Consider the following 22,517-nt stretch of genomic DNA (forward strand, 5'->3'; position numbering starts at 1 on the left):
CGGCACGCCAGGAGTGTCTTTCGCACATGAATAACAAGAACAGCAAGCTGCGGGGTTATGTCAGACCCGAGACGGACGAGACCCGGGTGGAGGCCTGGGGCTGGCCCGAGATGGAGGTCGAATCCGAGATCCAGAGCAATGCCCTGGGGCTCGGCCCTGACTGGTATCGCCAGGAGCAGGCGGACGAGATGCCGCCAGAAGAGCAGCCGGAGGAGCCCACCCCCAGCATCACCGCCGAAGAGGTGGAGGCTATCCGCCAGGCCGCCTGGGAAGAGGGGCTGGCCGAGGGGCGGGAGGCCGGTTTTGCCAAGGGGCTCGAAGAGGGCAAGCTGGAAGGCTTGCAGCAGGGCCATCAGGCGGGTCTGGAGCAGGGCCGCGAAGAGGGGCTGGCCCTGGGCCGCGACCAGGTGGAGCAGGAGATTGCCCACTGGCAGGGGCTCGCCGCCCGCCTCGCCAATCCGCTCCAGGAGCTGGATGGCGCCGTGGAGCAGCAGCTCATCACACTGGTCCAGCAGCTCGCCCGCGCCCTCATTCGCCACGAGGCCGAGACCTCCCCAAGACTGCTGCTCGAGGCCCTCAAGCAGGGCCTTGCCCTGCTGCCCGCCGCCGAGCAGGGGGTCACCCTGATGCTGCATCCGGACGATGTGGCCCGGGTCGAGCAGGCCTTCGGCGCCGAGGAGTGTGCCCGGCGCCACTGGCGGCTGCAAAGCGATCCCACCCTCTCCCCGGGGGATCTGCAGCTGGCTACCGAACTCTCCAGCATCGATCTGACCCTCACGGGGCGCATCGAGCAACTGCTGCGCAACTTCCTTCGTGACAATGCCGGCTGACACTTTTTCCCGGTCAGGTACAGGCTGCGCACTGTCTCCCGGCCTGATGATCATGGCGGCGGGCGCCCTGTCTCGGCCTCTTTCCCCTTTCTCTCTGGAGGCGCGATGACCGCATCCCTGCTCAGTCGACTGCAAGGCTACCGGGTCCGCGATCTGGCTCCCATACCGCCGGTGGCGGGCAAACTCACCCGGGTGGTGGGGCTGACCCTGGAAGCCATCGGCTGCCGCGCCGCCATCGGTGCCCTCTGCCGCATCGACACCCAGGACGGCGTGCTGGAGGCCGAAGTGGTGGGCTTCTCCGGCGATCGGCTGTTTCTGATGCCGAGCGAACAGCTCAAGGGGGTCATTCCCGGCGCCCGTGTGGTGCCCATCACCGAGGATCACGGCATCCCCGTGGGCATGAACCTGCTCGGCCGTGTCATAGACGGCATAGGCCAGCCCCTGGACGGGCTGGGCCCCATCATCTCCTCCCAGACGGTGCAGTTCGCCCAGCATCGCATCAACCCCCTGGCCCGTCGTCCCATCCATGAGCCCATGGACGTGGGGGTGCGCGCCATCAACGCCGTGCTCACCGTGGGACGGGGTCAGCGGATGGGGCTGTTCGCCGGCTCCGGGGTCGGCAAGTCGGTGCTGCTCGGCATGATGACCCGTGGCTCGGTGGCGGACGTGGTGGTGGTGGGCCTCATCGGCGAGCGGGGCCGGGAGGTGAAGGAGTTCATCGAGGAGATCCTCGGCGCCGAGGGGCGCGAGCGCGCCGTGGTGGTGGCAGCGCCGGCCGATGCCTCGCCGCTGATGCGGCTCAAGGGGTGCGAGACGGCGCTCGCCATCGCCGAGTATTTCCGCGAGCAGGGGCTCAACGTGCTGCTGCTGATGGACTCTCTCACCCGCTACGCCCAGGCCCAGCGCGAGATCGCCCTGGCGGTGGGGGAGCCGCCGGCCACCAAGGGCTACCCCCCCTCGGTGTTTGCCAAATTGCCGGCGCTGGTGGAGCGGGCCGGCAACGGCAGCGACGGCCAGGGCTCCATCACGGCCTTTTTCACCGTGCTGACGGAGGGGGACGATCTGCAGGATCCCATCGCCGACGCGGCGCGGGCCATCCTGGATGGCCACATAGTGCTGGCACGGGAGCTGGCGGATGCGGGCCACTACCCGGCCATCGACATCGAAAAATCCATCAGCCGGGTCATGCCCATGGTGACCTCACCTGAGCACATGGAGCTGGCGCGCGCCTTCAAGCAGTTCTACTCCCTCTATCAGCAGAACCGGGATCTCATCACCATAGGCGCCTACAGCCAGGGATCGGATCCGCGCATCGACAGGGCCATTATCCAGAAACCCTATCTGGATCAGTTCTTGCAGCAGAAGATGCGCGAGGTCATTCACTACGACGAAGGCCTGCAATCCCTGCAGCTGGTGGCCATGCCGCTGATGCGTTAACCGGTGGAGAGCCCTTATGAGTAAAGGATTGACGTTGCTGGCGGGCCGGCTGCTGGAGGCTGAACAGCAGGCCGCCATGGCGCTGGCCAAGGCCCAGCAGGATCTCAAGCTGTTCATGGATCAGCAAAACGCCCTCAACCAGTACCGCCAGATCTATCACCAGCAGTGGACGGATCGCGGCCTGCAGGGGATCACGCCCCAGCAGAACAGCCAGTATCACGCCTTCATCAACAAGCTGGAAAATGCGGCGACTCAGCAGTACCAAGGGGTGCTGCAGGTGCGCGAGGCGCTGGCCCAGTGCCGTACCCAGTGGCTCGAAGCCCAGCAGCGGCGCAAGGCCGTCGAGCTGCTGCTCGAGAAGCAGGCGGGACGAGCGCAGCTGAAGGCCCAGCGTCAGGAGCAGAAGATGCTGGACGACTACGCCATACTGCGACGCTATCACCATTCTGGCCTGTAACTTGCTTTCTATTGTCAACACAGGCTAAGACGCCGCCTCCGCCCCTGGATGTGCGGTCATCACAGGATTGTCGTCAGGGATCCCAGCATGATACAGACCCAGTTAAACCTAGCGCCCAGTCAGGCAGTCCCTGCCGACGGCGCCCTGTCGCCCTCGCTCCTCGCCGGGGGGGAAGGAAAGGATCTGTCGCTGACGGACGGCAAGGCCGCATTTGCCGATGCCATGGCCAGGGCCCAGCTGGTGGGCCAGGAGCCATCGGCCAGTCAAGGGGGTGACGACGTCCTGGCTGCGGCCACCCCGGATGCCAAATCTTTGGCGTCTGCCGAGGCAACGGGCAGTCAGGAGACGACCAGCAAGGCACCCTCTGAGGAGACCGAGCTTCCCCCCGAGGATTTTTTGCAGCAGCTGCAGGCCTCCCTCAGGCAGGATGTCAGCCTGGTGGTGCCCCCTGCCTTGCCCCCCCAGGAGGTGACGGCGACCGTCGACGGCAATGACTTGCCGCCCGAGTCGCATCCCGTGGCACAGGCCGCGGGGCCTGTGATGGCGGGGACGGCGCCTGCCTTGCCGGTGGCGGTCGATGGGCAGGGCGCAGAGGCGCTCCCCCTTGAAAATGAAGAGAGCGGGCTCGCCGCTGACAAGGCACCCGTCGCCGCAGGCAAGGGCCAGCCCTCGGAGCCGCAGCAGAGCGAGCAGGCCACTGCCGAACACAACACGGCGGCGCCCAAGGGCGGTCAGCCGGCGGCCGCGGTGGCGACTGAACCCTTGTCCGGCGAGGCGCGGGCGGCCCTGCTTGCCAAGGTGGTGGCCGGTGAGGCCCCCCCTGTGCAGGCGAGTCAGGGCTCGGTGGCGGGCGGGCAGCCGTCCGGGCCAGTTTCCCATGACGAACAGATCACCGCGGCCTTTGCGACCACCGCCAGGGCCTTCGACGCAGGCGTGGTCAGGGTGGAGCCCCAGGGCGCGGCGCAGGACATGCCAGAACCTGGCACTGCCGGTGGCGAGGGCGACAAGGCGAGCCCGGCTGGTGACGCCCGGGAGGCCAAGCCAGGCGCGGCCCCCAGAGCCGAGACGGTGGCCAGTGGCACCACTCCCCAGCCCGCTCCATCCAGCCCGGATCCCGTGCTGACGGCGCCCCAGCAGACGCTGGCGCGTCACGAGTCCCAGGGGCCGCAAGCCTCGCTGACGGCGCTCTCGGCCGGCATCCAGCAGATGGAGGCCGAACCCGCGGTGGCCGTCGGAGCCGCCGTGGACCTCAAACCGGCGGCGCAGAAATCCAGGCTCGATGAGCTGGGCAAGCAGCTCGGGATCGAGGTCAAGGGCACCGAATCGAGCGAGGGAAGCCAGCCGCTGCAGCATGCCCAGAGCAGCGATGGCAAGCCGGCGGCCGAGGTGAGCGCGCGACGGGAGCCCCAGAGCCTGCCGCACCTCAAGCTGGCCACCCCGGAGGCGCCAGCCCAGTTGCACCAGAAGGTGAACCTGATGCTGGCGGACAAGTTGCAGCAGGCGGAGATCCAGCTAGACCCCCTGGGCCTTGGCAAGATGAAGATCCAGATCCAGCTGGATGCCTCCAGCCAGGCCAGCGTCCACTTCGTGGTGCAGCATGGCCAGACCCGGGAGATGCTGGAGCAGGCCATGCCCAGGCTGCGGGACATGCTGGCGGGGCAGGGGATCCAGCTCGGTCAGACGGTGGTGCAACAACAGGCGCAGCAGCAGGGGCAACAGCAGCAGGGACAGCCGTCATCACAGGGCCAGTCTGGCTTCGGCGGCCAGGGTCAGCAAGGGGGAGGCTTTGCCGGTGGCGACCAGTCGGAGGGGGAGGGCAGGGCCCGCACCCTTAGTCTGCTGGTGGAATCGACAAACGATGCCGGAATTGATTTCTATGCTTGATGCCTGCCCGAGTAAGTTTATGATACCGAACAAGTTTGAGACTAGGGTGGACAAGGGATGGCAGACGATAACGAACTGACGCTGAAGGACCCGGCGGCGGCCAAGAAAAAGAAGCTGATCATGATAGTCGCCCTGGTCGTCATCCTCCTGGGTGGCGGCGGGGCCGGTGCCTGGTTCATGTTTGCCGGGTCGGACGAGCCGGCGGCCGACACCGCCGAGGCCAAGCCCGAAGCCAGTGCGCCCCAGCCCTCCCTCTATGTGGGCATGCCGCGCCCCTTCGTGTTCAACGTGGCGGGCGGGCAACGGGATCGGCTGGTGCAGATCAAGATCCAGCTGATGGTGCGCGGGGCCGCTGACGAGACCCTGGCGAAACAGAACATTCCCCTGATCGAAGGGACCCTGCTGCGGGTCTTCAGCGCGGCAACCGCCGAGCAGCTGATGACCTTCGAGGGCAAGGAGAAGCTGCGTCAGGATTCATTGGAAGAGTGTCGCCTGGTCCTGAAGGATCTGGTCTCTTCCCCCGTAATAGAACAAGTGCTGTTTACCGGCTTTGTCATGCAATGAAAGGTGAAGCGTGAGCGATCTGTTAAGTCAGGACGAGATTGATGCCCTGCTGCACGGTGTCGATGATGTCGAAGAGGAAGAGCTAGGGGCGGCCGGGGATCCCGGTATCGCCCAGTTTGACTTCTCCTCCCAGGACCGCATCGTCCGTGGCCGCATGCCGACCCTGGAGCTGGTGAACGAGCGGTTCGCCCGTCACATGCGTATCAGCCTGTTCAACATGATGCGGCGCACCGCCGAGGTGTCGATCAACGGCGTGCAGATGCTCAAGTTCGGCGAGTACGTGCACACCCTGTTCGTGCCGACCAGCCTGAACATGGTGCGCTTCCGCCCCCTCAAGGGGACGGCGCTCATCACCATGGAGGCGCGTCTCGTCTTCATCCTGGTGGAGAACTTCTTCGGCGGCGACGGCCGCTATCACGCCAAGATAGAGGGGCGCGAGTTCACCCCCACGGAGCGGCGCATCATCCAGATGCTGCTCAAGCTGGTGTTCGAGGACTACAAGGATGCCTGGGCGCCCGTGATGGACGTCGGCTTCGAATACCTCGACTCGGAAGTGAACCCGGCCATGGCGAACATCGTCAGCCCCACCGAGGTGATAGTGGTGAGCTCCTTCCACATCGAGCTGGATGGCGGCGGCGGCGACTTCCACGTGGCCATGCCCTACTCCATGCTCGAACCCATCCGCGAGCTGCTGGATGCCGGGGTGCAGAGTGACAAGGGCGACACAGACGTGCGCTGGAGCAAGGCCCTGCGCGACGAGATCATGGACGTCAAGGTGGAGCTCAAGGCCAAGCTGCTGGAGACAGAGCTCTCCCTGCGCGAGCTGATGGAGCTGCAACCGGGCGACATCATCCCGGTGGAGATGCCGGAGAACCTGCTGGTCTTCGTGGAGGACCTGCCCACCTTCCACGCCAAGATGGGGCGCACCAAGGAGAACGTGGCGCTCAAGATAGTGGACAAAATCAAGCGCCCTGACGGAGTCAAGACAGAGATGCATCTGGTGACCCGGGGGGGCGTGCGCATCGATGGCGAGGCCGAGCTGGAAGAGCTCGAGCGCAGCATCGCCGATAAACAGCCCTAACAGACCCGTCGCCTGCGACCTGGGTCAAGAAGCAGCATGAGGAAGTGAAGATGAGCGGAACCGATGACGAGCAGGATCTGATGGCTGACGCCTGGGCTGCCGCGCTGGAAGAGCAGGTGACGGCCGAGGCCAAGCCCGCCCCCCTGGAAGAGCTGAAGGACGACGCCCCCATCAGCGCCGAGGAGCGGCGCAAGCTGGACACCATTCTGGACATCCCGGTGACCATCGCCATGGAAGTGGGGCGCAGCCAGATCAGCATCCGCAACCTGCTGCAGCTGAACCAGGGCTCTGTCGTGGAGCTGGATCGGGTGGCGGGCGAGCCCCTGGATGTGCTGGTCAACGGCACCCTGATCGCCCACGGCGAGGTGGTGGTGGTGAACGACAAGTTCGGCATTCGCCTGACCGATGTCATCAGCCAGATAGAGCGAATTAAGAAACTCAAATGATCCGTGCTCTCGCTCTGATACTGTTTGCCGCCCCTGCACTGGCCAACCCGGGGGCGGGTGCCACTCCCCCCAGCATGACCTCCTGGCTGCTATCCAGCCTGATGGTGATCGGCCTCATCCTGGTGCTGGGCTTCCTGCTCAAGAAGAGCAAGCTCACCCAGGTGATGGGGGGCGGCCAGATGAAGGTCATCGCCACCCTGCCGCTCGGCTACAAGGAGAAGCTGATGGTGGTCAAGGTGGGCGAGCAACAGCTGCTCATCGGGGTGACGCCGCAGCAGGTCAACTTCCTCTATCGCCTGGAAGAGCCCCTGGACGAGCGTCAGCCCCAGGCCTTCTCCCAGCAGCTCGGCAAATTGATGGGCAAGCATGAAAAAAGTTAACTGGATCGGTTGCCTGGGCCTGCTCTGCGTGCTGCTGTCGCCCCTGGCGATGGCCCAGGACGGCATGTCGGCGCTGACGGTCAAGACCATGGCGGATGGCAGTCAGGAGTACAGCCTGACCCTGCAGGTGCTGGCGCTGATGACCGCGCTCTCCTTCCTGCCGGCCATTGTCATCATGATGACCTCCTTCACCCGGATCATAGTGGTGCTCGGCATCCTCAGACAGGCCATAGGCCTGCAGCAGAGCCCGTCCAACCAGGTGCTGATCGGCATCGCCCTCTTCATGTCCTTCTTCATCATGTCGCCGGTGCTGGATCGCATCAACGAGGAGGCGCTGCAGCCCTATCTGGCGGAGACCATAGGGCCCAAGGAGGCGCTGGAAAAGGCCGAGCTGCCCATTCACCAGTTCATGCTGGCCCAGACCCGGGTCAAGGATCTCAACACCTTCATGGAGATAGCGAACGTGCAGGTGGAGAAACCTGCCGATGTGCCGCTGCGGGTGCTGATCCCGGCCTTCGTCACCAGCGAGCTCAAGACCGCCTTCCAGATAGGCTTCATGCTGTTTCTGCCCTTCCTGGTCATCGATCTGGTGGTGGCGAGCATACTGATGGCCATGGGGATGATGATGCTCTCCCCCATGCTGGTCTCCCTGCCGTTCAAGCTGATGCTGTTCGTCATGGTGGATGGCTGGAACCTGATCCTGGGTTCCCTGGCGACCAGCTTCGGGTTGGGGGCGGGGTGATGCCGTCCCTCAAGCTCATCCCGGTGTCCCTGGCCAGGCTGGCCGGGACGGGCGGTTAAGCCGCGCAAGGAGCACGAACATGAGTCCTGAAACCTTTGTCGACGTATTCCGCGAGGCGCTCTGGCTGGTGACCATCATGGTGTGCGCCGTGATCCTGCCGAGCCTGATGGTGGGGCTGGTGGTCGCCATCTTCCAGGCCGCCACCTCCATCAACGAACAGACCCTGAGCTTCCTGCCCCGTCTCGTGGTCACCCTGCTGGCCCTGGGGGCCGGTGCCCACTGGGGCTTGCAGAGCCTGATGGACTTCTTCCAGCTGATGGTGAGCCAGATCCCCGAGGTGGTCGGCTGATGCCAGTGTCGGCATTTGCGACCGTCAGGCTGCCGATGACGACCCGTCCCACGGCTTTCGGAGCGGCGGCGTGAGCTACACCACTGCGGTGATCATGGAGTGGCTGGCGTCCGTGCTCTGGCCGCTTGCCCGGGTGAGCAGCCTGCTGATGGTGATGGCGGTGTTCGGCAGCCGGCTCGCTCCTGCCAACGTTCGCATGGGGCTGGCGCTCGCCATCACCTTCATCATCGCCCCCCTGCTGCCCCCCATGCCCAAGGTGGAGCTGTTCTCCGTCGGCAGCTTCCTGGTGCTGGGGCAGCAGCTGCTCATCGGCATAGCGCTCGGCCTCATGACCCAGTTTCTGCTGGAAAGCTTCGTGATGGCGGGCCAGATCATCGCCATGCAGACCAGCCTGGGCTTTGCCACCCTGGTGGATCCCATGAACGGCCAGTCGGCTCCCGTGGTGGGCCAGTTCTACCTGATGCTGGCGACCCTGGTGTTCCTGGCGGTGGATGGCCATCTCCTGATGATCAGGATGGTGGTGCTGAGCTTCGAGACCCTGCCGGTCTCGGACAGCGGGCTCAGCCTGCCCGCCATCCGCAGCCTGGTGAGCTTCCTCGGGGTCATGTACCAGGCCTCCCTGGTGATGGCCCTGTCGGCCATCATAGCCCTGCTGCTCATCAACTTCGCATTCGGGGTCATGACCCGGGCGGCCCCCCAGCTCAACATCTTCAGCATCGGCTTTGCGGTCAGCATGATGTCGGGTCTGTTTATCCTCTGGCTCACCATAGGGGGCTTCATGGGGCACTTCGATTCCCTCTGGGAGCGGGTGCAGGAGACCAGTTGCGAGCTTATCAAGGTCCAGTGCCTGGGGGGGCAGAATGGTTGATACCGGTCTGCTCGACAGTTGCCAGCCAGTCGGGGGACTGCATCTCATTGATACCGATCGGGTCAACGGCACCGAACAACCAGGCCATGCTATCGGCTGGCAGATCTACAACGGCCAGCCAGTCGGGGGACTGCATGCCATTGATACCGATCGGGTCAACGGCACCGAACAACCAGGCCATGCTATCGGCTGGCTGACTTACAGCGGCCAGTCAGTCGGGGGACTGCATGCCATTGATACCGATCGGGCCAACGGCACCGAACAACCAGGCCATGCTATCGGCTGGCTGATCGACAGCGGCCAGTCAGTCGGGGGACTGCATGCCATTGATACCGATCGGGTCAACGGCACCGAACAACCAGGCCATGCTATCGGCTGGCTGATCGACAACGGCCAGTCAGTCGGGGGTCAGCATGGCTGATACCGATCAGGAACGCACAGAACAACCCACGGGCAAACGACTGCAACAGGCCCGGGAAAAAGGGCAGATTGCACGCTCCAAGGAGCTGGGGACTGCCAGCGTCCTGCTGGCGACCGTGTTCGGCTTGCTGATGATCAAGGAGAGCCTGGCGGGGGCCATGGTCAAGGTACTCACCATGGGCTTTACCCTGGACCGGGATCAGGCCTTCGATCCCAACGCCATGGGGGTCATGCTGCCCACCCTGCTGTGGGAGCTGCTGCAACCTCTCGGCCTGCTGTTCCTGCTGGTGACCATAGCCGCCTTCGTGGGCAACACATTGCTGGGGGGGATGAACTTCTCCTCCGAGGCCATGTTGCCCAAATGGAGCAAATTGAGCCCCTTGAGTGGTTTGAAGAGGATGTTCGGGGTGCAATCCCTGGTGGAGCTCGTCAAGTCCATCGCCAAGGTGGTGTTCATCAGCCTGTTCGCCTGGTGGATGCTGTCGAGCCAGTTCAATCACCTGCTCAACCTCTCCCTGGAGGGTTTCCCCGGCGGCATCATAGACGCCCTGGATCTGCTGCTGTGGATGCTGATCATCCTCTGCTGCGCCCTGATCCCCATCGTCGCCATAGACGTGCCCTTCCAGACCTGGAACCACAATCGCCAGCTCAAGATGACCAAGCAGGAGATCAAGGACGAGTTCAAGGACAGCGATGGCAAGCCCGAGGTCAAGGGGCGGATACGCCAGTTGCAGATGCAGATGGCGATGCGCCGCATGATGGGGGATGTGCCCAAGGCGGACGTCATCATCACCAACCCGACCCACTACTCGGTGGCCCTGAAGTACGACGCGGGCAAGCCGGGGGCCGCGCCCAAGGTGCTGGCCAAGGGGGTGGACGAGGTGGCGATGAAGATCCGGGAGATAGCGCGGGAATACGACATCCCCGTGATGTCCTCGCCGCCCCTGACCCGGGCCATCTACCACGCCACCGAGATTGGCCAGGAGATCCCCGAGGGGCTGTTTGCCGCCGTGGCCCAGGTGCTGGCCTACGTCTATCAGCTCAAGAAGTTCCGCCGTGGTCGTGGCCGCCGCCCGACCCCGGTCGCCAGGGATCTCCCCATTCCGCCGGAATATCGCAAATAATCCGTATTCTGGGAGGCGCTGGTTGTCTCCATCCTCAGGGATCTGTCCACTATGGCACCGGAATATCGCAGGTAATCTCTATTTTGGGAGGCGCTGGTTGTCTCCATCCCCAGGGATCTGTCCACTATGGCACCGGAATATCGCAGGTAGTCTGGTGTTCAGCGGAGGCTGGCTGCCCTGAGCGCCCTAGATCAGTCCACTATGCCACCGGACTATCGCAAGTCGTCAGTGCTCTGAGGCGTTGACAGCTCCCGTTGCCAGGGAGCAGTCCACTGTGCCACCTGAATATTGCATCTAGCCTCGCTCCCGCCCCGTTTGCCATGGATCGGCTCGCCATTCCCCACACTGATCACCATGGCGCTGCCCGTTCCAGCGGGATTTGCGGGCAACACCTCGCTGCCCATCAAGCTACCCGAACAAGTCCTCCGACGGACTTCTGACAGCATCAAAATAAAATCAATATAGATCAATTGGTTGGGTAATTGGCTTGATATTTGCTTTAATTCGCCATCGGCAGTGGTAAATCGAGAAGAACGATGGGATTCAAGGCTGGAGTGAGCCGCTTCAAAGAGTACAGATGGTTGCTCAGCAAGGGGATAGGGACCCCGTTGCTGGTGCTCGCCTCCCTCGGCATGGTGGTGCTCCCCATACCGCCCCTGATGCTGGATATCCTCTTCTCCTTCAACATCGCCCTCTCCATAGTGGTGCTGCTGGTGGCCGTCTATACCCGTCGGCCGCTGGAGTTTGCCGCCTTCCCCACAGTCCTGCTGATAGCGACCCTGCTGCGACTCGCCCTCAACGTCGCCTCCACCCGGGTGGTGCTGCTGGAAGGGCACAACGGCAGCGCGGCGGCGGGCCATGTGATCGAGGCCTTCGGCAACGTGGTGATCGGCGGCAACTATGCGGTGGGCATCATCGTCTTCATGATCCTGGTGATCATCAACTTCGTGGTGGTCACCAAGGGTGCGGGCCGGATCTCCGAGGTGAGCGCCCGCTTCACCCTGGATGCCATGCCCGGCAAGCAGATGGCCATAGATGCGGACCTGAACGCCGGTCTCATCAACCAGGAAGAGGCCAAGAAGCGCCGTCAGGACGTGACCCAGGAAGCTGACTTCTACGGCTCCATGGACGGTGCCTCCAAATTCGTGAAGGGGGATGCCGTCGCCGGCATCATGATCCTCTTCATCAACATCATCGGTGGCTTCATCATCGGCATGATGCAGCACCAGCTCAGCTTCGGCGAAGCGGCCGAGATCTACACCCTGCTCGCCATAGGTGACGGCCTGGTGGCGCAGATCCCGTCCCTGCTGCTCTCCATCGCCGCCGCCATCATAGTCACCCGCCAGAATACCGATCAGGACATGGGCACGGCCGTGCTCGGCCAGCTGTTCGAGAACCCCAAGGCGCTGGTGATCTCCGCCGGCATACTGCTGATGATGGGCAGTGTGCCCGGCATGCCGCACCTGGCCTTCCTGAGTCTGGGGGCCGTGGCGGCAGCAGGGGCCTGGTGGCTGCTGCGCCGGGAGAAACTGAACAAGGCCAGGGCGGCGAGCGGTGAACTCTTGCCGGCCCAGGGTGATGCCCCGGTGGAGCAGAAGGACCTGAGCTGGGATGACGTCATGCCGGTGGACATCATAGGCCTGGAGGTGGGCTATCAGCTCATCCCGCTGGTGGACAAGAACCAGGGGGGCGAGCTGCTCAACCGGATCAAGGGGGTGCGCAAGAAGCTCTCCCAGGAGTTCGGCTTCCTGGTGCCTGCGGTGCACATCCGCGACAACCTGGATCTCGCCCCCAACCAGTACCGCATCACCCTGATGGGGGTGAGCACCGGCGAGGCCACCGTCTATCACGACAAGGAGATGGCCATCAACCCGGGTCAGGTGTTCGGCCAGATCCAGGGCATAGCGACCCAGGATCCCGCGTTCGGACTGGAAGCTGTCTGGGTCGCCAAGGATCAGGTCTCCCAGGCCCAGACCCTTGGCTACACAGTGGTGGATGCGGCCACCGTGGTGGCAACTCACCTCAGCCAGATCCTCTCCAACCATGCCGCCCTGCTGCTGGGTCACGACGAGGTGCAGCAACTGCTGGACATGATAGGGAAGCATCAGAGCAAGCTGGTGGAAGGGCTGGTTCCCGAAGTGATCAGCATGGGCAACCTGGTCAAGGTATTGCAAAATCTCCTCAATGAAGGCGTGCCAATTCGCGATATGCGCACTATCCTGCAGACCCTCGTGGAATATGCGCCACGCAGCCCTGACCCGGAAGTGCTGACCGCCGCCTGCCGTATCGCCCTGCGCAGGCTGATCGTGCAGGAGATTGCCGGCCCCGAGCCCGAGCTGCCGGTGATCACCCTTTCACCAGAACTGGAACGCATATTGCATCAATCCCTGCAAGCAGGTGGGGGAGATGGCGCCGGTATAGAACCGGGACTGGCGGAGCGGATGCAGCGCTCCCTGGTGGAAGCCACTCAACGACAAGAACTGGAAGGCCAGCCGGCCGTGCTTCTGACATCGGGGATATTGCGCAATACCCTGGCGAAATTTGTCAAGAATGCCATTCCTGGATTACGCGTCCTGTCTTATCAGGAAGTGCCTGATGACAAGCAGATCCGCATCGTCAGTGCGGTGGGACAGGGCTAGTTAGCGGAGATGACGGGTGAAGATTAAGCGGTTTTTTGCCAAAGACATGCGCACGGCGCTGGCCGAGGTCAAGGAGACTCTCGGGCCGGATGCCGTCATCATGTCCAACAAAAAGGTCACCGGTGGGGTGGAGATAGTCGCGGCCGTCGATTATCAGTCCCAGGTGCCTGGACCTAAAGATGCGCCGGTTCGCCGTCAGTTGAACGATGAGAGCGTCAATATCTCGTCTGCGGGCAAGCAGATGACGCGCTCGGCTCCCCCCAAGGAGCAGAACGAATATTATGCCGATACCCTGGCGGCCCTGCTGGCGCGCCAGCAGAAGCTCAACCCGTCCAATCCGGCGGGCGGCAACGCCGCTCAGGGGTCATGGCCAGCGAATGGGGCGGGCAACGGCAATGCTGCGCCGGCCTCCTGGCAGGGCAATGGCGGCGCCGGCACCCAGTCCGCCGGACTGGCGTCTGCCGCCAGCGCACCCAGAACCCTGGCCGAACAGGGCCAGTGGGGGGCGGCCCCCGAGCCCGCCAAGCCCAAGGCGCGCCCGGCCCCCGGCCCCCGTGCTGCCCAGTCCGCCCCGCGGGATCAGGAGATGGAGGGGATGCGCAAGGAGATGGCCAGCATCCGCAAGCTGCTGGAGCACCAGATCTCCGGCCTGATGTGGCAGGAGGTGGAGCGCCGCGAGCCGATGCGGGCACTGCTCATCAAGGAACTCAAGAAGATGGGGTTCGATGATGCCTTCGCCGATCAGCTGGCCGGGCTTATCCCGGAAGACATGCCCATCCATCAGGCCATGGCCCAGCTGGCCGAGGTGCTGACGGCCCAGCTCAAGATCAGCGAAGACGACATCCTGCGCCAGGGCGGTGCCGTGGCCCTGCTCGGCCCGACCGGGGTGGGCAAGACCACCACCATCGCCAAGCTGGCGGCCCGCTTTGCCATGAAGTATGGCGCCGAGCAGGTGGCCCTCATCACCACGGATAACTACAGGATCGGGGCCCACGAACAGCTGCAGACCTATGGTCGCATCATGGGATGCCCGGTGCGTCAGGTGCGCGATGCCGAGGAGCTGGCCAGTGCGCTCTATCAGTTCCGTCACCGCCGGCTGGTGCTCATCGACACCGCCGGGGTGGGGCAGCGGGATATCCGCCTGACCGAGCAGCTCGACACCCTGGTGAAGAATGCCAAGGTGCGCATTCGCAGCTACCTGGTCATGTCGGCCACCTCCCAGCGCCGGGTGATGCAGGAGGCGGTGGATCACTTCCGGCGCATTCCGCTCTCCGGCTGCATCCTGACCAAGCTCGACGAGAGCCTGAATCTGGGTGAAGTGATTAACGTATGCATTCAGAACGCCCTGCCCATCAGCTACATCACGGATGGACAGCGGGTGCCGGAAGATATTCAAGTTGCCAATGCGGCGCTGCTGGTCGGCGCGGCCATGGGCTCGCTGGAGCGGGAAACAGAAGACCCTTACTTCTGGGGTTCAGGTTTTGGCGAGGCCGAAGATTCGGAGTTTTATGAGTAACATGTATATGGATCAGGCGAGTGGTCTGCGCAAAATGCGTCAAAACAATCGAGTGAAAGTGATCGCCGTGTCCGGAGGCAAGGGGGGCGTTGGCAAGACCAACGTGACCCTGAACGTGGCGGGAGCCATGGCCGCCCAGGGCAAGCGGGTGTTGGTGCTGGATGCCGACCTTGGTCTGGCCAACGTCGACGTCATGCTGGGGCTGCGGGTGCACCGCAACCTCTCCCATGTGCTGGCGGGGGAGTGCACCATAGACGACATCATCGTCGAGGGGCCCTATGGCATGATGATAGTGCCGGCCACCTCGGGCACCCAGTCCATGGTCGAGCTGTCGCCGGTGCAACATGCCGAGCTCATTCGCGCCTTCAGCGAGATGAAGACCCAGGTGGACGTGCTGCTGGTGGACACGGCGGCGGGGATCTCCGACATGGTGCTGAGCTTCACCCGTGCGGCCCAGGACATCATGGTGGTGGTGTGCGACGAGCCCACCTCCATCACGGATGCCTATGCCCTCATCAAGATCCTCTCCAAGGATCACGGGGTGTTCCGCTTCAAGGTGGTGGCCAACATGGTCCGCTCCCTGCGCGAGGGGCAGGAGCTGTTCGCCAAGCTGACCCGGGTCACCGACCGCTTCCTGGACACCTCCCTGGAGCTGGTGGCCTGCGTGCCTTACGACACCAACCTGCGGGCCGCGGTGCGCAAACAGAAGCTGATCGTCGAGGCGTTTCCCAAGTCCCCCGCCTCCCTGGCATTCCGTGCCCTGGCGAACAAGGCGGCGAGCTGGCCCATCCCGAACCAGCCGGGGGGACACCTCGAATTTTTCCTGGAAAACTTATTGCAAAAGCCGGTCATAGCACAGGAAGACTCCCGTGAATAAAGCCCAAGCATACTTGCGTCATCAGGATTCCTACGTGCTGGTCGAGCGTCATGCTCCGCTGGTCAAGCGGATTGCCCAGCATTTATTGGCTCGCCTGCCAAGCAGTGTCTTGCTGGATGACCTGATCCAGGCAGGTATGATTGGGCTGCTCGAAGCCTCCCGCAACTTTGACGGCAGCAAGGGCGCCAGCTTTGAAACCTATGCCGGCATCCGCATCCGCGGCGCCATGCTCGACGAGATCCGCCGCGGGGACTGGGTGCCCCGCTCGGTGCACCGCAACAGCCGTGCCATCGCAGAGGCGATCGAGAACGTGGAGCAGGCCCATGGCCGGGATGCCAGAGACACCGAGGTGGCCGCCAACATGGGGGTCTCCCTTGGCGAATACCATGCCATGCTGCAGGATGTCTCCTGCGGCAAGATCATCGGCATCGAGGATCTCGGGGTCAGCGAGGATGTGATAGGGCATCCCGATGACGCCAGCGGTCACGGCGGCTTCGACGATCTGGCGGCCGAGCGCTTTCAGGGCGCCCTGGCCGAACACATCGCCCGCCTGCCGGAACGGGAGGCCCTGGTGCTGTCACTGTATTACGACGAAGAGCTGAACTTGCGTGAAATCGGGGAAGTCCTGAGCGTGAGCGAGTCTCGGGTGAGCCAGATCCACAGCCAGGCCATGCACAGGCTGCGGGCCCGTTTGAGAGATTGGAATTTATAAGTGGTTGTACTGGCTACACTGGAACGCAACTCTAAGGCATAATCCGCACCATAAAACCTGCGATCTGCATCATGTAAGTGAGCCGTTTTGGCGGCTATTTAGGAGGGAATTTTGGACAAGAACATGAAAATCCTCATCGTCGACGATTTTTCAACGATGCGCCGGATTATCAAGAACTTGCTGCGTGACCTGGGATATAACAATACCCATGAAGCAGACGATGGCAACACGGCCCTGCCGATGTTGAAAAACGGCGATTATCAGTTCGTGGTCACCGACTGGAACATGCCCGGCATGCAGGGCATAGACCTGCTCAAGGCGATCCGTCTCGATGACAAACTCAAGCACCTGCCGGTACTGATGGTGACTGCGGAAGCCAAGCGCGAGCAGATCATCGAAGCCGCCCAGGCCGGGGTCAATGGCTATATCGTCAAGCCGTTCACTGCCGCCACCCTCAAAGAGAAGCTCGACAAAATCTTTGAACGAATCGGCTAAGGAGCGGCAGGGATGAAGGCCAAAACGAGTGCCATGATCTCGCTTGAACAGGCAAGGATGCTGGTTGCCCACCTGGAGCGAGAAGAGTTTGAACAGGCCGATACCATCCTCGCCGATGTGTGCGCCCCCAATGCGGCGGCCCTGTTTGACAAGGTGGGGCAGCTGACCCGCCAGTTGCACAACTCACTGCAGGATTTTCGCCTGGATCCCAGGATCCCCGACCTGGCCACCCATGAGATCCCGGATGCCCGGGAGCGGCTCAGCTATGTCATCGACATGACGGACAAGGCGGCCAATCGCACCATGGATGCGGTCGAGGCCAGCCTTCCCATCGCCGATCGGCTCAATGACAACATTCAGCTGGTGATGCCCAATTGGAATGCCTTGATGAGCCGGGATCTTGAACTGGGCCAGTTCAAGGCACTCTGCCATCAACTGAATGATTTTATTAAGGCTTCGGAGACGGATGCCGATAAGTTACGACAACTGCTGACTGAAATCCTGATGGCTCAGGATTTCCAGGACTTGACCGGTCAGATGATCCGCAAGGTGATCAAGCTGGTGCAGGAAGTTGAAACAAAGTTGATAGAGATGCTGACCATGTTTGGTGAGGCCGTCATCGAGAATTCGGCGCGCAGCCTGCCGGCGAGCGGCATCGAGGCAGAAGGCCCCATCATGAACCCGCAGACAAGGTCCGATGTGGTCAATGGTCAAGATGATGTGGACGATCTGCTGTCTAGCCTGGGATTCTAATGGAGTGACGCATGGCCTTCGAAGTTGATGAAGACATACTGCAAGACTTTTTGGTCGAAGCATCAGAAATATTGGAACAGTTGTCTGAACAACTGGTCGACTTGGAAAAGCGGCCCGATGACAAGAATCTGTTGAATGCCATCTTTCGCGGCTTCCATACCGTCAAGGGGGGAGCGGGTTTCCTCTCCCTGACCGAGCTGGTGGACGTCTGCCACGGTGCCGAGAACCTGTTCGACATGCTGCGCAACGGCAAGCGAACCCTCAGTGCCGAGCTGATGGATGTCATCTTGCAGGCCCTTGATGCCATCAACGTCATGTTTGCCCAGGTGCAGAACCGGGAGCCGACCAGCCCGGCCTCTGCGGATCTGCTGCACGATCTGCACGAGTTGTGCAAACCGGAAGGGCAGGAGCAGCTGCGGACCGCCAGTGTTGCCGCCCCGCAGCAGCCAGAACCCGAGCCCGAACCCGTCATCGTCGCCGAGAGCGCCCCTGTGGCCGTCAACGGTGGCGGCTCCATCGACGAGATCTCCGCCGACGAATTCGAGCGCCTGCTGGATGAACTGCACGGTGCCGGCAAGGCGCCGACGGTGTCTGCCGCCCCCGTGTTGAGCGGTTCGGGCGACATCACGGACGACGAGTTCGAGGCCCTGCTCGATCAGCTGCATGGCCAGGGCCAGCACGGCGGCGCCCCGGATCTCTCCCCGCTGCAATCGGTACAAAAAGAGGTGGACGAGCTCATCGACGACGACGAGTTCGAACGCCTGCTGGATGAATTGCATGGCCGCGGCCAGGCACCCCAGCACAGCATGGCGGCTGCTCCGGCTCCCGAGCCCAAGGCTCCCGCCGCGCCCGTGACCCCCAAGGCGCCGGTCGCGGCCAGCGCCGCCCCCGCCAAACCGGCCTCTGCCCCGGCCAAACCGGCCCCGGCCCCCGCCCCTGCCAAGCAGGCGGCCCCCGCCGAGAGCAGTGCGGTGCAAAACGACACCACGGTGCGGGTGGATACCAAGACCCTGGACGTCATCATGAACATGGTGGGCGAGCTGGTGCTGGTGCGAAACCGCCTGGTGAGCCTCGGCATCGCCAGCAACGACGAAGAGATGTCCAAGGCGGTGGCCAACCTGGATGTGGTGACTGCCGATCTGCAGGGCGCGGTCATGAAGACCCGCATGCAACCTATCAAGAAGGTCTTCGGTCGCTTCCCCCGCGTTGTGCGCGATCTCGCCCGCACCCTCAAGAAAGAGATCGAGCTGGTGATGGTGGGTGAAGAGACGGATCTCGACAAGAACCTGGTGGAGGCCCTGGCCGATCCCCTGGTTCACCTGGTGCGCAACTCCTGCGACCACGGGGTCGAGATGCCGGATGTGCGGGAGAAGGCGGGCAAGCCCCGTCAGGGTACCATCACCCTGAGCGCCTCCCAGCAGGGTGACCATATCCTGCTCTGCATCGAGGATGACGGCGCCGGCATGGATCCGGAGAAGCTCAAAGCCATCGCCATCAGCCGTGGCGTGCTCGATGCCGACAGCGCGGCGCGCATGAGCGACAACGACGCCTATAACCTGATCTTCGCCCCCGGTTTCTCCACCAAGTCCGAGATCTCAGACATCTCCGGCCGTGGTGTCGGCATGGATGTGGTGAAGACCAGCATTGTCAGCCTCAATGGCTCGGTGCACATCGATTCGACCTGGGGCAAGGGTACCCGCCTCGAGATCAAGGTCCCCCTGACCCTGGCCATACTGCCGACCCTGATGGTGGAAGTGGGTGAACAGACCTTCGCCCTGCCGCTTGGCTGCGTGAACGAAATCTTCCACCTGGATCTGAAGAAGGCCAACGTGGTGGACGGCCAGCTCACCATCATAGTCCGTGACAAGGCGATCCCGCTGTTCTACCTGCACAAGTGGCTGGTACGCGGTGCCGGCAGAACGGCCCGCCAGGACACAGGCCACGTGGTCATCGTCCAGATCGGCACCCAGCAGGTGGGCTTCGTGGTGGACAACCTCATCGGTCAGGAAGAGGTGGTGATCAAGCCGCTCGATAACCTGTTGCAGGGGACCCCCGGCATGGCCGGCGCCACTATCACCAGCGATGGCGGCATCGCCCTCATCCTGGACGTGCCCAGCCTGCTCAAGGCCTATGCCCGCCGCCACTGAGCGTCTGGCCCAAGGAGTTAAAAGAATAACAATGGCAGTCAAGGTATTAGTGGTCGACGATTCGAGTTTCTTCCGTCGTCGGGTCAGCGAGATCATCAATCAGGACCCCCTGATGACGGTGATCGACACGGCCCAGAACGGCCGGGAGGCGGTAGACAAGGCGCTGCAGTTGCGGCCTGATGTCATCACCATGGACATCGAAATGCCGGTGCTCGACGGCATCAGCGCCGTGCGCGAGATCATGGCCAAGTGTCCGACCCCCATACTGATGTTCTCCTCGCTGACCCACGAGGGGGCCAAGGCGACCCTGGATGCACTGGATGCCGGTGCCCTGGATTTCCTGCCCAAGAAGTTCGAAGACATAGCCAGGGACAAGGATGAGGCCGTCAAGCTGCTGCAGCAGCGCGTCAGGGAGATAGCCCGCAAGCGCTTCCTGATGGCGGCCGCCAGACCCCGGACGCCGGAGCCTGCGGTGCGCCCCGCTCTCGGCGCTGCCCTGGCGCGTCCTCTTGAGCGCCAGCCCGAGCCGGTTCGCGCCGCAGCGCCCGCCAGCTTCAAGCGCAGCGGCAAGAGCTATCAGCTGGTGGCCATCGGCACCTCCACCGGTGGCCCGGTGGCGCTGCAGAACGTGCTGACCAAGCTGCCGGGAGATTTCCCTCACCCCATATTGTTGATCCAGCATATGCCGGCCACCTTCACCGCGGCCTTCGCCGCCCGTCTCAACGGCCTGTGCCAGATCGGGGTCAAGGAGGCTGAAGACGGTGACGTGCTGAGGCCTGGTCACGCCTATCTGGCCCCAGGTGGCAAGCAGATGCTGCTGGAAGGGCGCGGGCCAGGAGCTCGCCTTCGCATCATAGAGGGCAATGACAAGGTCAACTACAAGCCCTGTGTCGACATCACCTTCGCCTCCGCCGCCAAGATCTACGGCGACAAGGTGCTCGCCATCGTGCTGACCGGCATGGGCGCCGATGGCCGGGACGGGGCGCGTCTGCTCAAGGAGCAGGGCGCCACTATCTGGGCGCAGGATGAAGCCTCCTGCGTGGTCTACGGCATGCCCCAGGCGGTTGCCAAGGCGGGCATAGCCAGCGAATCCCTGCCACTGGACAGGGTGGCCCAGCGCATCCTGGTCGAGTTGGGCCGCTGACCATGGGCATGTTCGGCCTGGTGCTGGCGCTGGTCGCCGTGGCCGTCGCCCAATGGTGGCACGGCGGCAGCCTGCTGACCCTGCTGGATGGCCCTGCCTTCGTCATCGTGGTCGGGGGCACCTGGGGTGCCGTCATCCTGCAGACGCCCCGCAAGTACATGCTGTCCGCCCTCGCCCAAGCGCGCTGGATGCTGTTCCCGCCGCAACTGGATCTGGTGCAGCAGGCCGAGCGCCTGCAGGCCTGGGCCCAGTTTGCGCGCCAGCAGGGGTTGCTGGCGCTGGAGAACCAGGCCGAACAGGAGAGCGATCCCTTCACCCGCCAGGGGCTCACCATGATAGTGGACGGCGTCTCCATCGAGGATATCCGCCGCCTGCTGGAGGCGGATATCGACATCGAGCAGGAGCGCAACGAGCACGCTGCCAGGGTGTTCGAGGCCATGGGGGGCTACAGCCCGACCATAGGCATCATAGGGGCCGTGATAGGCCTCATCCAGGCCATGTTTCACCTGGAGGAGCCGGGTACCCTGGGCGCCGGCATCGCCATCGCCTTCGTCGCGACCATCTACGGGGTGGGCTTTGCCAACCTCCTCTATCTGCCGATAGCGAATCGCCTGCGGGCATTCCACTATCACTACGGTCTCTATCAGGAGATGACGCTGGAAGGGTTGCTGGCCATCGCCCACGGGGAGAACGGCCAGCAGGTTGAACGGCGGCTACGGGCTTATCTGAAAGGGGAATAGCCATGCGCAAGCGCTATCGTTTGCACCTGCAGGGGCGAGAACATCTCGATCGCTGGCTGGTCTCCTATGCCGATTACATGACGCTCATCTTCGCCCTCTTCGTGGTGCTCTACTCGGTGGCCATCGTCAACAAGGAGCAGTACCGCGCCGTCATCGAGGGCATGACCCAGGCCTTCAACCAGGTGCCGCGCAGCGATGGCCTGCTGGAAGGGCAGGGCAACTCCCTGCTCAACAACCCGGTGTCGGCCGCGCCTTCCCTGCTGGAGAGCCAGGCCTCACCGTCGCCTTCGCGCGCCCCCATCACGGGCACCCCGATCCAGCAAGACGGCACGGCCCTTGCGACCATAGACCTGCAGCTGCAGGAGGCCATGGGCGCCCTGGTGGATGCCGGCGTGGTCAAGCTGGCGAAGGATGACAACTGGCTGACGGTGGAGCTGAGTTCCGGCCTGCTGTTTCGCAGCGGCAGCGCCTTTCTGGGGAGCAATGCGGCCCCTGTGCTCGATACGCTTTCAGGTATTCTGAAACCGGTCGATAACTATGTCAGGGTGCGGGGTTACACGGATAACCAACCGATCAACAACGAAATGTTTCGCTCCAACTGGACCCTGTCTGCCGCCCGCGCCGAGGCTGTGCTCGGTGCCCTGGTGGCCAAGGGGATAGCCCCCGAGCGGCTCGCCTACGAGGCCTATGGGGAGTTCTCCCCCTTCGCCGACAACGGCAGCGAGCAGGGGCGGTTACAGAATCGCAAGGTCGTGGTCGCCATATCCAGATTCGCCTGGGTGCCGCGACTCCCCGTCAACTCCCTGACGGCGACGCCGGCTCCGGCCGCGCCACAGAGCGTCGACAGCGAGAACGTCAGAGTGGTGACGCTGCCCGGTGGTGGCATACGCATAACAACAAGGCAGGATTGAT

23 protein-coding genes are annotated in these 22,517 nt (G+C 63.3%); all 23 read left to right on the forward strand.

The genetic code is table 11. From position 1 onward, the window contains the following. Nucleotides 1-26 precede the first annotated feature (26 nt). The 23 genes from fliH to HB860_RS04205 all read left to right on the forward strand — a co-directional run bounded on the left by fliH (nt 27) and on the right by HB860_RS04205 (nt 22,516). On the forward strand, nt 27-830 hold the full coding sequence (gene fliH / locus HB860_RS04095) for a flagellar assembly protein FliH (protein WP_247625809.1): 804 nt from the start codon (nt 27-29) through the stop codon (nt 828-830). A gap of 105 nt (nt 831-935) precedes the next feature. After that, on the forward strand, nt 936-2,267 hold the full coding sequence (fliI, locus tag HB860_RS04100; RefSeq protein ID WP_139435531.1) for a flagellar protein export ATPase FliI: 1,332 nt from the start codon (nt 936-938) through the stop codon (nt 2,265-2,267). A gap of 16 nt (nt 2,268-2,283) precedes the next feature. Further along, nucleotides 2,284-2,724, forward strand: coding sequence for a flagellar export protein FliJ (gene fliJ / locus HB860_RS04105; protein ID WP_139435529.1), 441 nt, complete (start codon nt 2,284-2,286; stop codon nt 2,722-2,724). 87 nt (nt 2,725-2,811) lie between these two features. Beyond that, the gene (locus tag HB860_RS04110; protein ID WP_247625810.1) at nt 2,812-4,608 is read left to right on the forward strand and encodes a flagellar hook-length control protein FliK; all 1,797 of its coding nucleotides are present in this window, start codon (nt 2,812-2,814) and stop codon (nt 4,606-4,608) included. Between the two features lie 57 nt (nt 4,609-4,665). Beyond that, nucleotides 4,666-5,172 carry a flagellar basal body-associated protein FliL gene (fliL, locus tag HB860_RS04115; RefSeq protein ID WP_247625811.1) on the forward strand — a complete coding sequence of 169 codons (507 nt, stop codon included), beginning with the start codon at nt 4,666-4,668 and terminating at the stop codon, nt 5,170-5,172. A 10-nt stretch (nt 5,173-5,182) separates the two neighbouring features. Continuing rightward, nucleotides 5,183-6,253 (forward strand): flagellar motor switch protein FliM, encoded by a 1,071-nt coding sequence (fliM, locus tag HB860_RS04120; RefSeq protein ID WP_106887475.1) that lies wholly within the window; start codon nt 5,183-5,185, stop codon nt 6,251-6,253. 50 nt (nt 6,254-6,303) lie between these two features. Next, nucleotides 6,304-6,699, forward strand: coding sequence for a flagellar motor switch protein FliN (fliN, locus tag HB860_RS04125; protein ID WP_025326247.1), 396 nt, complete (start codon nt 6,304-6,306; stop codon nt 6,697-6,699). Next, nucleotides 6,696-7,079: a flagellar biosynthetic protein FliO gene (fliO, locus tag HB860_RS04130; protein WP_247625812.1), complete on the forward strand. Its 384-nt coding sequence runs from the start codon at nt 6,696-6,698 to the stop codon at nt 7,077-7,079. The genes fliN and fliO overlap by 4 nt, the downstream gene beginning before the upstream one ends. Beyond that, complete coding sequence (gene fliP, locus HB860_RS04135) at nt 7,066-7,821, forward strand: flagellar type III secretion system pore protein FliP (protein WP_247625813.1); 756 nt, start codon at nt 7,066-7,068, stop codon at nt 7,819-7,821. The genes fliO and fliP overlap by 14 nt, the downstream gene beginning before the upstream one ends. 79 nt (nt 7,822-7,900) lie before the next feature. Continuing rightward, nucleotides 7,901-8,170 (forward strand): flagellar biosynthesis protein FliQ, encoded by a 270-nt coding sequence (fliQ, locus tag HB860_RS04140; RefSeq protein ID WP_010673927.1) that lies wholly within the window; start codon nt 7,901-7,903, stop codon nt 8,168-8,170. A 70-nt stretch (nt 8,171-8,240) separates the two neighbouring features. Continuing rightward, nucleotides 8,241-9,038: a flagellar biosynthetic protein FliR gene (fliR, locus tag HB860_RS04145; protein ID WP_202046411.1), complete on the forward strand. Its 798-nt coding sequence runs from the start codon at nt 8,241-8,243 to the stop codon at nt 9,036-9,038. Then, the gene (locus HB860_RS04150) at nt 9,031-9,459 is read left to right on the forward strand and encodes a hypothetical protein (RefSeq protein ID WP_247625814.1); all 429 of its coding nucleotides are present in this window, start codon (nt 9,031-9,033) and stop codon (nt 9,457-9,459) included. The genes fliR and HB860_RS04150 overlap by 8 nt, the downstream gene beginning before the upstream one ends. Continuing rightward, nucleotides 9,452-10,582 carry a flagellar biosynthesis protein FlhB gene (gene flhB, locus HB860_RS04155; RefSeq protein ID WP_247625815.1) on the forward strand — a complete coding sequence of 377 codons (1,131 nt, stop codon included), beginning with the start codon at nt 9,452-9,454 and terminating at the stop codon, nt 10,580-10,582. Before HB860_RS04150 ends, flhB begins: the two co-directional genes overlap by 8 nt. Before the next feature lie 536 nt (nt 10,583-11,118). Further along, the gene (flhA, locus tag HB860_RS04160) at nt 11,119-13,221 is read left to right on the forward strand and encodes a flagellar biosynthesis protein FlhA (RefSeq protein ID WP_139435519.1); all 2,103 of its coding nucleotides are present in this window, start codon (nt 11,119-11,121) and stop codon (nt 13,219-13,221) included. 16 nt (nt 13,222-13,237) lie between these two features. Continuing rightward, a complete protein-coding gene (gene flhF, locus HB860_RS04165) occupies nt 13,238-14,737 on the forward strand; it encodes a flagellar biosynthesis protein FlhF (protein WP_247625816.1) in 1,500 nt (499 codons plus the stop codon). 1 nt (nt 14,738) lies between these two features. Next, on the forward strand, nt 14,739-15,614 hold the full coding sequence (locus HB860_RS04170; RefSeq protein ID WP_025326254.1) for a MinD/ParA family protein: 876 nt from the start codon (nt 14,739-14,741) through the stop codon (nt 15,612-15,614). Further along, nucleotides 15,607-16,326 carry an RNA polymerase sigma factor FliA gene (locus HB860_RS04175; RefSeq protein ID WP_025326255.1) on the forward strand — a complete coding sequence of 240 codons (720 nt, stop codon included), beginning with the start codon at nt 15,607-15,609 and terminating at the stop codon, nt 16,324-16,326. The genes HB860_RS04170 and HB860_RS04175 overlap by 8 nt, the downstream gene beginning before the upstream one ends. A gap of 123 nt (nt 16,327-16,449) precedes the next feature. Beyond that, nucleotides 16,450-16,821 (forward strand): chemotaxis response regulator CheY, encoded by a 372-nt coding sequence (cheY, locus tag HB860_RS04180; RefSeq protein ID WP_425266319.1) that lies wholly within the window; start codon nt 16,450-16,452, stop codon nt 16,819-16,821. A gap of 12 nt (nt 16,822-16,833) precedes the next feature. Continuing rightward, nucleotides 16,834-17,574, forward strand: coding sequence for a protein phosphatase CheZ (locus tag HB860_RS04185; RefSeq protein WP_025326257.1), 741 nt, complete (start codon nt 16,834-16,836; stop codon nt 17,572-17,574). Nucleotides 17,575-17,585: 11 nt separating this feature from the next. Continuing rightward, entirely contained in the window at nt 17,586-19,721 is a 2,136-nt protein-coding gene (locus tag HB860_RS04190; protein WP_247625817.1) for a chemotaxis protein CheA, read from the forward strand. Between the two features lie 31 nt (nt 19,722-19,752). Then, on the forward strand, nt 19,753-20,865 hold the full coding sequence (locus HB860_RS04195) for a protein-glutamate methylesterase/protein-glutamine glutaminase (RefSeq protein WP_247625818.1): 1,113 nt from the start codon (nt 19,753-19,755) through the stop codon (nt 20,863-20,865). Between the two features lie 2 nt (nt 20,866-20,867). Further along, the gene (locus tag HB860_RS04200) at nt 20,868-21,605 is read left to right on the forward strand and encodes a flagellar motor protein (RefSeq protein WP_162519155.1); all 738 of its coding nucleotides are present in this window, start codon (nt 20,868-20,870) and stop codon (nt 21,603-21,605) included. A gap of 2 nt (nt 21,606-21,607) precedes the next feature. Next, the gene (locus HB860_RS04205) at nt 21,608-22,516 is read left to right on the forward strand and encodes a flagellar motor protein MotB (RefSeq protein WP_247625819.1); all 909 of its coding nucleotides are present in this window, start codon (nt 21,608-21,610) and stop codon (nt 22,514-22,516) included. Nucleotide 22,517 lies beyond the last annotated feature (1 nt).

Source organism: Aeromonas genomosp. paramedia, assembly GCF_023093515.1.
Lineage (GTDB): Bacteria > Pseudomonadota > Gammaproteobacteria > Enterobacterales > Aeromonadaceae > Aeromonas.